Origin of the sequence: Comamonas sp. SCN 65-56 (assembly GCF_001724135.1) — a bacterium.
GTDB lineage: Bacteria > Pseudomonadota > Gammaproteobacteria > Burkholderiales > Burkholderiaceae_C > Comamonas_C.
This window is the reverse complement of sequence record NZ_MEDS01000014.1, coordinates 1-12,174: the sequence shown is the minus strand read 5'-3', so window position 1 is coordinate 12,174 and position 12,174 is coordinate 1. Positions and strand designations below refer to the sequence as shown.

Here is a 12,174-nt window from a genome sequence, read left to right as displayed (position 1 = left end):
ACTCCTGTCATCAAATGAAAAGGGATGGAGCGATCGTGCCACGTTTGACCTTGCAACGCAGCAAAGAGGGTGCAAGCCGTTACAGTCGCTGGCTTGATGTTGGGCCGCATTTCTCCTTCCACGATCGCGATGCTCGCGATTCCGCCACTGCTGTGGGCCGGCAATGCCGTCGTCGGGCGCATGGTGCATGCATTGGTTGGTCCGTCGATGCTGAACTTTTTGCGCTGGCTGCTGGCCTTCATCGTGCTGCTGCCGCTGGCTTGGCGCGTGCTCGCGCCTTCGGGCAGCGTATGGGGCCACTGGCGGCGCTACGCCATGCTGGGGCTGCTGGGCATAGGCAGCTACAACGCGCTGCAGTACCTGGCGTTGCAAACCTCAACGCCCGTCAACGTCACGCTGGTGGCCGCAGGCCTTCCGGTCTGGATGCTGTTGGTGGGCGCGCTGTTCTTTCAGGCACCGGTGGCGCGTGGGCAGGCGCTGGGCGCGCTGCTGTCGATTGCCGGAGTGTTGCTGGTCTTGAGTCGAGGCGACTGGCAGCAACTCGTCGCGCTGCGGCTGGTACCGGGCGATCTCTACATGGTCTTGGCCACCATTGCCTGGGCGTTCTACAGCTGGCTGCTGCAGCGCACCGACGAGCCGCGCGCGTTGCGCGCCGACTGGAGCGCGTTCTTGATGGCGCAGCTCATCTTCGGCCTGGGCTGGTCCGGCTTTTTTGCCGGGGTGGAGTGGACCTTGGGGGATTTCCACGCGATTCGCTGGAGCTGGCCATTGGCAGCGGCGCTGGCCTTCATCGCGCTCGGTCCGGCGGTACTGGCGTATCGTTTCTGGGGTGAGGGCGTGCGCCAGGGCGGGCCGGTGCTGGCGGGGTTTTTCCTCAACCTCACGCCCTTGTTCGCGGCGCTGATGTCGGCGGCGTTTCTGGGTGAATTGCCGCATGCCTATCACGGTTGGGCGTTTCTGCTGATCGTGGGCGGCATCGTCGTGACTTCGCGGCGCAGCTGATCTACACGCCGAACCGCCCGCGGGCCGCCCGTTACACTGGTTTGCCGAACGCGGCGCCCCGCCACTTCTGCCTGGCCCATGACGCTGATCCAAAGCCTCTTGCTCATCGCACTGCTGATTGTTGCCAGCGCGTTTTTCTCGCTGGCCGAGATTTCGCTGGCCGCGTCGCGCCGTTTGCGCTTGCGCCAGATGGCCGACGACGGCGACGTGCGTGCCAGGCAGGTGCTGGCGGTGCAGGAGCAGCCGGGCGACTACTTCACCGTGGTGCAGGTGGGGCTGAATGCGGTGGCCATTTTGGGCGGCATCGTCGGCGAAGGTGCGTTGGGCAGCCATTTCACCGCGTGGCTGGCGCACTGGCTGCCTCTTGCCAGCGCGCAGACGCTGGGTTTTGTCGCGTCCTTCCTGCTTGTCACCTCGCTCTTCATCCTGTTCGCCGACCTGCTGCCCAAGCGCCTCGGGATGGCGCAGCCCGAGCGCATCGCGCTGCGCGTGGTGCGGCCCATGCACGTATGCATGCTGGTGTTCAAACCACTGGTGTGGCTGTACAGCCGTTCTGCCGACGGGCTGCTGCGGCTGCTGGGTGCGCCGGGCCAGCGCGACGATCACGTCACCTTCGAGGACATCCTCGCGATGACCGAGGCCGGGGCCCGTGCGGGCGTCTTGGCCGAGCGCGAGCAGCAGGTGATTGCCAATCTGTTCGAGCTCGACTCGCGCGCGGTGGCCTCGGTGATGACACTGCGCGAGCGCGTAGCCTATTTTTTGCGCGACGATCCGGACGAGGTCATCCGCTTGCGCATCGCGGCCGAGCCGTTTTCCACCTACCCGGTGTGCGAGGGCGACATCGACCACGTGGTCGGCTATGTGGATGCCAAGGATCTGTTTCAGCGTGTGCTCAACAACCAGCCGCTTTCATTGCGCGACGACGCGCTGGTGCGCAAGGTGCTGGTTGTGCCCGACCGGCTGACCCTGGCCGATGTGCTGGAGCAGTTCCGCCAGGCGCACGAGGATTTTGCGGTGGTGGTCAATGAATACAGCCGCGTGGTCGGTGTGGTCACGCTCAATGACGTGATGAGCACGGTCATGGGCGAGCTGATCGGCCCGGCCGATGAAGAGCAGATCGTGCGCCGTGATGAAAATTCGTGGCTGATCGATGGTGTGGCGCCGATCGAGGATGTGCTGCACGCACTGCAGCTGGACGAACTTCCCAGCGCAGATGAATATGAGACGCTGGCGGGTTTTCTGATGGTGATGCTCAGGCGTGTGCCGCGGCGCACCGACAGCGTGAAATTCGGTGGCTATCTGTTTGAAGTGCTGGACGTGGACAGCTATCGCATCGACCAAGTCATGGTCACCCGGCTGCCTGCAGCCCAACCGCCCGCTGAAGCAACTCAGGCGCTGCGCGTCGATTCCTGAAATTTCCAGTGCCGCTGGTTGGCGAAAACGGCGTTGGGGTAGTGCGATCGGCCGCGGCTGCCGTTGTAGCGACCCAGCGCCATGTACAGATCGCCGTTTTCACGGTCCAGGTAGTGGCGCAGGATCACGCAGCCAAAGCGCAGATTGGTCTGCAGGTGGAACAGCTTGCCGACATCGCTGTCGCCGATGAGGCGCGACCAGAACGGCATCACCTGCATGTAGCCGCGCGCCCCGACGGAAGACACGGCAAACTTGCGGAAGGCGCTCTCCACCTGGATCAGGCCCAACACCAGTGATTCATCCAGGCCAGCGCGCTTGGATTCGTACCAGACGGTCTGAAGGAAATCGCGCCGCTGCTCCCAACTGGTTTTGCGTGCGCGCAGCCGATCGCTCATCGTTCCGAGCCAGCGAAGATAGGTGATGCGCCCCTCGGTGCTGGCAAAGACCGGCTCGGGCGGCGCCAGATCAGTAACCGCAGCGCTTAGGGCGCTGCGTACCGAATCCGCCAGGGGTTCCTCGATCTGCCCCCCTGCATGGGCTGCCGCAGGCAGACCCAGCCAACCGGCCGGGCCTGCACCCAGTGCCAGCAGCCAGTGCCTGCGAGTGGTTTCCAATCCCTTCATTGCTTGCCGATGTGATCCAAAAGGTAGTGTGCGACGTCTGCAAGATCCATCTGGGTGGCTGTGCTTGCGCGCCGGTGCTGGTACTCCACTTGGCCTTCCTTGAGGCCTCTGTCCGAGAGCACCACGCGATGCGGCACGCCGATCAGCTCCCAGTCGGCAAACATCGCGCCGGGGCGCTCGCCACGGTCGTCCAGTATGACATCGACGCCCGCTGCGATCAAATCCGCATGCAGCTTTTGCGCTGCGTTGCGAACCGCCTCGCTTCGATCCATGCCTATGGGGCAGAGCACGACGGTGAAGGGCGCGATCGCATCGGGCCAGATGATGCCGCGCTCGTCGTGATTCTGCTCGATCGCGGCGGCAGGCAGGCGCGTAATACCGATGCCATAGCAACCCATTTCAAAGAATGCAGGCTTGCCATCCTCGCCGAGGAAGGTGGCGTTCATCGCTTTCGAGTACTTGGTGCCCAGGTAGAACACGTGGCCGATCTCGATGCCGCGCTCGATCGTGAGTTCGCCTTTGCCGTCGGGCGAGGGGTCACCCGCCACCACGTTGCGCAGATCGGCCACCAGCGCCGGTTCGGGCAGGTCGCGCCCCCAGTTCACGCCGGTGACGTGAAAGTCTTCGCGGTTGGCGCCGCAGACCCAGTCGGCCATCACCGCGACTTCGCGGTCGGCCACGATGGTGACGGGCTTGAGCAGGTTCAAGGGCCCGAGGTAGCCTGGTTTGGCGCCGAAGTGCTCCTCGATCTCGGCCACGGTGGCAAAGCGGAAACCCGCGTCCAGTCCCGCCACCTTGGATACCTTGACTTCGTTCATGTCGTGGTCGCCGCGCAGCAGCAGCAGCCAGACCCTGGCACCCACGATGTCACCGGCCTCGTTTTTCTCATCCGTCGCCAGCACCAGCGATTTGACTGTGCGCTCAAGCGGCAGCCCGAGCAACTCGGCCACGGCCGCACAGGTGCTCTTGCCCGGCGTGGGCGTGAGTGTTTGCGCCTCCCCGGGGACAGGGCGGGCGGCGCCGGGCGGTGCACTCTCGGCCTTCTCCATGTTGGCGGCGTAATCGCTGGCCGCGCAATAGACGATGGCGTCCTCGCCGGTGGCGGCGATCACCTGGAATTCCTCGGACAGGTCGCCACCAATCGCGCCCGAATCAGCGCGCACTGCGCGGTACGAGAGCCCGAAGCGATCAAAGATGCGCGCATAGGCCGCGCGCATGGACTGGTAGCTGATCTGCGCCGCTTCGCGGCTCTTGTCGAAGGAATAGGCGTCCTTCATGATGAACTCGCGCCCGCGCATCAGGCCAAAGCGCGGGCGACGTTCGTCGCGGAACTTGGTCTGGATCTGGTAGAAGTTTTTCGGTAACTGCTTGTGGCTGCGCAGCTCCTGGCGCGCGATGTCGGTCACTACCTCTTCGCTGGTGGGCTGAATCACGAAGTCGCGCTGGTGGCGATCCTTGATGCGCAGCAGCTCGGGGCCCATTTTTTCAAAGCGCCCGGTCTCCTGCCACAGCTCGGCTGGCTGCACCACGGGCATGGTGCATTCCACGGCGCCAGCGCGGTTCATCTCTTCGCGCACGATGGCTTCGACCTTGCGGATCACCCGCAGCCCCATCGGCATGTAGTTGTAGATGCCCGCGCCGAGCTTCTTGATGAGGCCGGCGCGCATCATCAACTGGTGACTGACGATCTCGGCGTCGGCGGGGGCTTCCTTGAGGGTGGAAATAAAAAACTGGGAGGCTTTCATCGCGTGACTTTGCTGTCCGCAGTGACAGCGCTTGCCGCAGGAATGCAAGCGTGCATAATGGACTCAATTTGCAAGAATTGGGGTTCGATTATGCTCGACAGGGAAGGCTTCAGGCCAAATGTCGGCATCATTCTGCTCAACCAGAGAAACCAGGTATTTTGGGGCAAACGCTTAGGTACGCACAGTTGGCAGTTTCCGCAGGGTGGCATCGATCGGGGCGAAAGTCCTCAAGAGGCGATGTTCCGGGAGCTGCACGAAGAGGTTGGGCTCTTGGCCCACCACGTGCGTGTGGTTGCCCGTACGCGGGACTGGTTGCGCTACGAGGTGCCGGACCGTTATATCCGCCGGGATGCACGCGGACACTACAAGGGACAAAAACAGATCTGGTTTTTGCTGCAGCTCACGGGCAATGATTGGGATCTGAACTTGCGCGCCACCAACCACCCGGAGTTTGATGCCTGGCGCTGGAACGATTACTGGGTGCCACTCGATGTCGTGGTGGAGTTCAAGCGCGGAGTCTACGAACTGGCCTTGACCGAGCTTTCGCGCTTTCTGCCGCGCACCTTGCAGCGCAATCGCTATCTGCGCTCCAGCATGCGCGGGCGCGACCACGCTGGAGCGGACTATGTCAGCGCCTATCGGTCAGGTTCCATGCTGGTGCATCCGGGTGTGGAACTCCCGCCAGGCGCCAGCTTTGATCCGGATCCCCAACCGGAGGCGGACAATCCACAAGTGCGCCCACCGATTCAATAGGGCGCGAGCTGGTGCGCCATCAGCCCTGAGTGAGCACCATGTTGTCACGGTGCACCATTTCCGGATCGGCCGCATAGCCGAGCAAGCGTTCGAATTCGGAAGACGGCTTGCGGCACAGCAGGCGCGCTTCGGCGCTGGCGTAATTGGCCAGGCCCCTGGCAATTTCGGAACCGGCGGCGTCGCGCACCGCGATCACGTCGCCGCGCACGAATTCCCCCTCGACGGCCACCATGCCGATAGGCAGCAGGCTCTTGCCGGCCTCGCGCAGCACTGCGGCGGCGCCGGCATCCACGGTGACCGAGCCGCGCAATTGCAAGTGGTCCATCATCCACTGCTTGCGTGCCTGGTGCTTGTGGGTATGCGCTGTCAACAGCGTGCCAATGGATTCGCCCCGCGCCAGGCGCAGCAGCACGTCGGGTTCGCGCCCCCATGCGATCACGGTGGCCGCGCCCGAGCCCGAGGCACGCTTGGCAGCGATGATCTTGGTGATCATCCCGCCCTTGCCGATCGATGAACCCGCTCCGCCCGCCATGGCTTCGAGCTGCAGGTCGCCAGCCTGGGCTTCGTGGATGAACGCGGCATCGGGTACACGGCGCGGGTCGGCGGCGTACAGACCCTGCTGATCGGTGAGGATGATGAGCGCATCGGCCTCGACGAGGTTGGTGACCAGCGCACCCAAGGTGTCGTTGTCGCCCACCTTGATCTCATCGGTGACCACGGTGTCGTTTTCGTTGATGACCGGCACCACGCCATGCTCCAGCAAGGTCAGCAGGGTAGAGCGGGCGTTGAGATAGCGCTCGCGATCGGCGAGGTCGGCATGCGTGAGCAACACCTGCGCGCTGGGCAGGTGCTGCTCGCTCAGCTTGGTTTCGTACATCTGTGCCAGGCCCATCTGCCCGACAGCGGCCGCGGCCTGCAGCTCGCGCACTTCACTCGGGCGGGTGCGCCAGCCCAGGCGTTTCATGCCTTCGGCAATCGCGCCGCTGGAGACCATGATGACTTCGCGCGGAATGCCGGCATCTCCGCGCACCAGGGCCGCGAGCTGGCGGGCCCACTCGCCAATCGCCTGCGCATCCAGTCCGCGCCCTTCGTTGGTCACAAGGCTGGAGCCGACCTTGACGACGATGCGGTGCGCGTCACGCAGCGGAGAGCTTGAATTTTTCATTAAAATCGCTGTAACGCTTATTGGTTATTCGCATTAAGCTATCAAAATAATATTTCAGTGCGGTGGATCGCTGAGGTCGGCGAATCGCGGATCAACGTCGGCTGGCGGTTGTCCGGCCACTTGTTCCGCATGCACATGCTGGTAGATCTCTCTGACCAGCGACTCGCAGCCCTCGCGTGTCAGCGCTGAAATCTCGAACACCGGCCCCTTCCAGCGGAAGCGTTTGACGAAATCCTTGACGCGGAAAGCGCGCTCTTCAGCAGGCACCATGTCCAGCTTGTTGAGCACCAGCCAGCGCGGCTTGGCGTGCAGCGCGGAGTCGTACTTTTTCAGCTCGGTGACGATGGCCTTGGCCTGCGCCACGGGATCCACCGATTCATCGAACGGTGCCATGTCCACGATGTGCAGCAGCAGTCGGGTGCGTTGCAGGTGGCGCAGGAATTGGTGTCCAAGACCCGCGCCTTCGGAGGCGCCTTCAATGAGACCGGGAATATCGGCAATGACGAAACTCTGCTCCGGTCTCACGCGCACCACGCCGAGGTTGGGGTGCAACGTCGTGAAAGGATAATCCGCAATCTTGGGCCGCGCGTTGGAAACTGCGGCGATGAGCGTGGACTTGCCCGCGTTGGGCATGCCCAGAAGGCCGACGTCGGCCAGCACCTTGAGCTCAAGTTTGAGGCTTTTTTTCTCGCCTGGCCATCCTGGCGTCTTCTGGCGCGGTGCGCGGTTGATCGCGCTCTTGAAGCGCAGGTTGCCAAAACCACCATCGCCGCCCTTGGCGATCAGCAGCGGCTTGCCGGGCTCGAGCAGCTCGTACAGAACGGCGCCGGTGTCGGCGTCGGTGATGATGGTGCCGACCGGCATCTTGAGCGTGATGTCGTCTCCTGCTGCACCAAACATGTCGGAGCCCATGCCGTGTTCGCCGCGCCTGGCCTCGTGTCGGCGCGCGTAGCGGTAATCCACCAGCGTGTTCAGGTTGGGATCGGCAACGGCAAATACATGACCACCACGCCCGCCATCGCCGCCGTTCGGACCGCCGAACTCCTTGTACTTTTCGTGGCGAAACGATACGCAGCCGTTGCCACCATCTCCGGCTGCGATATCGATGAAGGCTTCATCCACGAATTTCATGGTGTGCGAGTGTAGTGAGTCGGTGTGACTGTCCAAACAACAAAGCCCCGATGGCTCGGGGCTTTGGAGTGGTCAAAGTACCAGTATCAGGCAGGAGTAACGCTGACCGTGTGCTTGGACAAGGCACCCTTGGTGCTGAAGGATACGTGACCGCTGACCAGAGCGAACAGCGTGTGGTCTTTGCCGATGCCGACGTTGCTGCCAGCGTGCATGCGCGTGCCGCGTTGGCGCACGATGATGGAGCCGGCGTTCACCAGTTCACCGCCGTAAGCTTTCACACCGAGCATTTTGGGCTTGGAATCCCGCCCGTTTCGCGTCGAGCCGCCGCCTTTTTTGTGTGCCATGGTTCAATCCCCTGTATTCAAGCGGCAATCGCATCGATCTGCAGTTCGGTGAACTGCTGGCGATGGCCTTGGCGTTTCTGGTAGTGCTTGCGCCGGCGCATCTTGAAGATGCGAACCTTGTCGTGACGGCCGTGGGCCACCACCGTCGCTTTGACGCTTGCTCCGGACACCAGGGGTGTACCGACCTTGAGCTCGCTGCCGTTACCGACAGCCAGTACCTGATCCAGCACGATCTCCTGGCCTACTTCCGCAGCAATCTGTTCTATCTTGATTTTTTCGCCGGTGGCAACGCGATACTGCTTGCCGCCGGTTTTTATGACCGCGTACATGTAAACCTCTATGTAGTGAGATCTGCAAACGAATTTTTGCAGAACCGCTGATTGTACTGGATATTGTGCCGTTGACCAAATCGCGCTGCCGGGTCGTTGAGGGGGATTGGCGGTGCTTCATATAATTCGCCGGACTTGACGACCAACTTCGTGAGACTCTCCTTGAGCGCCCCTGCATCCAGCACAACTGCCGCTTTGGCCCTGATCGCCGATGATATGCGCGAGGTGGACAAGGTCATTGCCGCACGGCTGAGCTCTTCAGTGGCTCTGGTCGGTGAGGTAGCGCATTACATCATTCAGGCGGGCGGCAAGCGCTTGCGACCTGCTCTGCTGCTGCTCATGTGCGGTGCGCTGGAATGCCTGGATGTCCGCCGTTACAACCTGGCGGCGGTGGTGGAGTTCATTCATACGGCGACACTGCTGCACGATGATGTTGTAGACGGGTCAACCTTGCGCCGTGGTCATGCGACGGCCAATGAGAATTTTGGCAACCCGGCCAGCGTGCTCGTCGGCGATTTCCTGTACTCGCGCGCCTTCCAGATGATGGTGCAGACGGGCGACATGCGGGTGATGGAGATTCTCGCGGATGCGACCAATGTAATTGCCGAGGGCGAGGTGCAGCAACTGGTCAATACGCACGATGCCAGCCTGACAGAGGCCGGGTATCTGGAAGTGATTCGCTCCAAGACAGCCAAGTTGTTTGAAGCCAGTGCACGCCTGGCGGCGGTGCTTGCCGGAAGCAGCGCTTCGGTGGAGCAGGCCTGTGCAGCCTATGGGCAGGCGCTGGGCACGGCGTTCCAAGTCATAGATGACGCACTGGACTACGAAGGCGACGTGCACGAGATGGGCAAGAACATTGGCGATGACCTGCGCGAAGGCAAGATGACGTTGCCGCTTATCATCGCGATGCAGCGTGGTACTGAGGAGCAGCGTGCACTGCTGCGCAGGGTGATCGAGACCGGATCGACCGATGAACTTGCCGCAGTGGCGGGCGTTGTGCATGCGACGGATGCCATGAGCGCCACGCGGGCCGCAGCACAGGCCCAGGCACAGCTGGCAGTGCAGGCGCTGTCTGTGCTTCCAGCCAATTCTCATACCAAAGCGCTGCTACAATTGGCGGCTCAGTTGCTTGAGCGGCGAGTGTGAGCTCGCTGAATCATGCGGAGCCATCGGGGTGTAGCTTAGCCTGGTAGAGCGCTACGTTCGGGACGTAGAGGCCGGAGGTTCGAATCCTCTCACCCCGACCAGAATTTCCTTGCCAATCAAGGACATACAAGCCGCGAACTCCGCGGCTTTTGTGTTTTAACAGGTTCTGTTCCAAATCTGTTCCACGAAAGCAGAGTTGGGTGGGACAGAAACTCGACAAGGCTAAAACCCATTCACTTCACGAGTCTCCCTTGTCAACTGGAGACTCACATGGCTGACCTCACCAACCGCGGGCGCTTTCGTGTCGCGGTCAAGAACCGCGACGACCTGACCCGGCACTTCAGCTTCAACCGGCTCGATGACGTTGGAAGCTACATGGCGTGTTTGCGCGCGCAACGCTTGAAGCCGCGTGTCGAGCAGCTCGATGAAAGCTGGCTCGTGCGTATTCGCGACAAAGGGCACAAGCCGCTGAGCGCGACGTTCAAGACGCGCAAGGAAGCCGAAGGTTTCATCGCCCGGACAACGGAAGAGCGCAGTCGCGGATTATTCGTCGACTACACGGCATCGCTCAAAGTCAGCCTCGCTGAACTGATGGTGCGCTACCTGCTCGAGGAAGCGCCAAAACACAAGAGCCATCAGGTGCTCTCCTATTCGCTGGAGGGCTGGCTCGCCGATAGCGGGCCGGTCGGCCTCGAACTGCTCGAGAAATATCGCGAAGAGCGGCGCAGGCGCGGTCTCGCCGCGCGGGTGAGCAAGTTTCAGATGCGCCGCAGCAGCGGCGAGCTGGCTTGGATTCACAAGCCGCTGTCGGAAATCACGACGGTGGACGTCGAGAATTTCATCAATGAGCGAATCGATGCCGTCGCACCGGCTACGGTCGACCGCGAAATTGACCGCCTGAAGGCTCTCTTCAAGATTGCCATCTCTGTCTGGGACTACCCGCTGGCGAAGAATCCCATGGACGCGGTCCGCCGGCCGAAGTACTTCAATGAGCGCGATCGCCGCATCGCGGACGACGAAGAGCGCCGCCTGCTGGAGGCCTTCGCCGCGCTGGACTTCGAGCGTGCCGTTGAGGCTCGATTGAGCGAACTTGCCGACGCCGCTCTTGCCGACCATGTGTTTACGAGCGTCAGCGCACGCAAAAAGGTGCTGGCGAAAGTCCGTACTGAGTTGCTCCCGCTGGCGCAGGAGACGGCTGAGGCTGTGCCCTATTTACAGGTTTTTTATCTGTTCCAGGTCATGACCGCTGCACGCCGGGGCGAGACGCTCGGGTTGCCGTGGAAGCACGTCGATTTCGTCGCGAAGACGGCCTATCTTCCTAAGACTAAAAACGGGCGTCCACGCAAGCTGGCACTGCGCGAAGATCTAGTGCAGCTAGTGCGCGAGCTACCCCGCGACACCGAGCGGGTTTTCGACCTGGGGATTGACTATCTCGTAGGCGCCTGGAGCAAGGGATGTGAGATAGCAAAAATCACCGACCTGCACATCCATGACGCACGTCACGAAGCGTTGTCGCGTCTGGCGGAGACCGGTAAGTTCACGTTGCCGGAGTTGCAGGTTTTTAGTGGACACCGGGACTTGCGGATGCTGATGCGCTATGCCCATCTGTGCTCGGGGCGGGTGGCAAAGAAGATAGATGAGTGCTTCAAGAACGAAAAAAAAATATCGCATCCATCGGGGGCGCAAGTTTTTGAACAGGGCCGCCGAGGTGTCTGCATCCAGCTTAGTGGAGGGTAGCGACCCTGCAGATTCGCATGCGCTCGTTAGCGCTTCGGTCACGGTCGACGACGCTTCGCTTGACGTAGCGAGCGCGGCAGAAGTCCCTGTTGGGGACGCAGCTGGGCGGGCTGACGTGGCCGCCGTCATTGCATTCCCAGTATCGCGCGTCGTGCGCCACTCACCTGAGGAAGCCGCGTCTTTCATGCCAAACGGCGAGCGCAAATTGGAGATTCTTCGAGCAAGATAAATTCACGACCTAGACGAGGCGTCATAACTTCTCTGTGATATCTCATGTCTCTCTCGGATTTCAAGCTGATCACCATGGCGGATGCCGCCCGTATCTTCGACGGCTGCAGCAGGAAGACGATCGAGAACTACATCCGCGCGGGTACCATGCCTGCACCGGTGCGTTTTGGCGGCCGCGAGTATTGGCATCCGGCAGACTTTCGGGAGTTTCTGGACAAGACTTTTCGTAAAGGCCAATTAACCACACCTGATGGTGAGTTGGTACCTGGACAAGCGGCGCCGGAAGCCGATGTCTCGCCAGCAATACGGTCGGACGCCATAATGTTGGCTGACAGTAATCCGGTGGTGCGTCAGCAGCGCCGCCAGCAGGCGCGATTGCAGCGTTTGAACGCCAACACATGATGTAAGTCCGCTTTGAATCGCCCCAGGTTTCGAGGAGGCTACGTGGTTAAAGTGGCCGCCTCTTCCGAAGCGTGTTTGATTGCCAAGTTACTGAAGTATTTTGCTTCAGCTTCTACTGGTGGAATGTTACCGATGGGTTCAAGCAGTCGTTCGGTG

12 protein-coding genes and 1 tRNA gene are annotated in these 12,174 nt (G+C 61.6%); 7 read left to right on the top strand and 6 right to left on the bottom strand.

Going from position 1 to position 12,174, the window contains the following annotated elements:
• The first annotated feature begins 96 nt into the window (after positions 1–96).
• Positions 97–1,002 (top strand): DMT family transporter, encoded by a 906-nt coding sequence (locus ABS45_RS09745; protein WP_291555290.1) that lies wholly within the window; start codon positions 97–99, stop codon positions 1,000–1,002.
• A 78-nt stretch (positions 1,003–1,080) separates the two neighbouring features.
• Positions 1,081–2,415, top strand: a complete 1,335-nt coding sequence (locus ABS45_RS09740) for a hemolysin family protein (protein ID WP_291555289.1) — start codon at positions 1,081–1,083, stop codon at positions 2,413–2,415.
• On the opposite strand, the gene ABS45_RS09735 is transcribed toward ABS45_RS09740, so the two are convergent.
• A complete protein-coding gene (locus ABS45_RS09735; RefSeq protein ID WP_291555288.1) occupies positions 2,391–3,029 on the bottom strand; it encodes a lytic transglycosylase domain-containing protein in 639 nt (212 codons plus the stop codon). The two genes, ABS45_RS09740 and ABS45_RS09735, sit on opposite strands and share 25 nt — an antisense overlap.
• A 5-nt stretch (positions 3,030–3,034) precedes the next feature.
• Positions 3,035–4,783: a proline--tRNA ligase gene (locus ABS45_RS09730; protein WP_291555287.1), complete on the bottom strand. Its 1,749-nt coding sequence runs from the start codon at positions 4,781–4,783 to the stop codon at positions 3,035–3,037.
• Between the two features lie 90 nt (positions 4,784–4,873).
• On the opposite strand from ABS45_RS09730, the gene ABS45_RS09725 reads away from it, so the two are divergent.
• Entirely contained in the window at positions 4,874–5,536 is a 663-nt protein-coding gene (locus ABS45_RS09725) for an RNA pyrophosphohydrolase (protein WP_291555336.1), read from the top strand.
• 19 nt (positions 5,537–5,555) lie between these two features.
• On the opposite strand, the gene proB is transcribed toward ABS45_RS09725, so the two are convergent.
• The 4 genes from proB to rplU all read right to left on the bottom strand — a co-directional run bounded on the left by proB (position 5,556) and on the right by rplU (position 8,505).
• Positions 5,556–6,701, bottom strand: coding sequence for a glutamate 5-kinase (gene proB, locus ABS45_RS09720; protein ID WP_291555286.1), 1,146 nt, complete (start codon positions 6,699–6,701; stop codon positions 5,556–5,558).
• Positions 6,702–6,755: 54 nt separating this feature from the next.
• A complete protein-coding gene (gene cgtA / locus ABS45_RS09715; protein ID WP_291555285.1) occupies positions 6,756–7,832 on the bottom strand; it encodes an Obg family GTPase CgtA in 1,077 nt (358 codons plus the stop codon).
• Positions 7,833–7,918: 86 nt separating this feature from the next.
• Complete coding sequence (rpmA, locus tag ABS45_RS09710; RefSeq protein WP_291555284.1) at positions 7,919–8,176, bottom strand: 50S ribosomal protein L27; 258 nt, start codon at positions 8,174–8,176, stop codon at positions 7,919–7,921.
• Between the two features lie 17 nt (positions 8,177–8,193).
• On the bottom strand, positions 8,194–8,505 hold the full coding sequence (gene rplU, locus ABS45_RS09705; protein ID WP_291555283.1) for a 50S ribosomal protein L21: 312 nt from the start codon (positions 8,503–8,505) through the stop codon (positions 8,194–8,196).
• Between the two features lie 162 nt (positions 8,506–8,667).
• Here rplU and ABS45_RS09700 point away from each other — a divergent pair, with 162 nt between their 5' ends.
• The 4 genes from ABS45_RS09700 to ABS45_RS09685 all read left to right on the top strand — a co-directional run bounded on the left by ABS45_RS09700 (position 8,668) and on the right by ABS45_RS09685 (position 12,018).
• Positions 8,668–9,651 carry a polyprenyl synthetase family protein gene (locus ABS45_RS09700; protein ID WP_291555335.1) on the top strand — a complete coding sequence of 328 codons (984 nt, stop codon included), beginning with the start codon at positions 8,668–8,670 and terminating at the stop codon, positions 9,649–9,651.
• Between the two features lie 24 nt (positions 9,652–9,675).
• Positions 9,676–9,752, top strand: a tRNA-Pro gene (locus tag ABS45_RS09695).
• A gap of 169 nt (positions 9,753–9,921) precedes the next feature.
• Positions 9,922–11,388, top strand: coding sequence for a site-specific integrase (locus ABS45_RS09690; RefSeq protein WP_291555282.1), 1,467 nt, complete (start codon positions 9,922–9,924; stop codon positions 11,386–11,388).
• Between the two features lie 273 nt (positions 11,389–11,661).
• A complete protein-coding gene (locus tag ABS45_RS09685) occupies positions 11,662–12,018 on the top strand; it encodes a helix-turn-helix domain-containing protein (RefSeq protein WP_291555281.1) in 357 nt (118 codons plus the stop codon).
• Positions 12,019–12,174 lie beyond the last annotated feature (156 nt).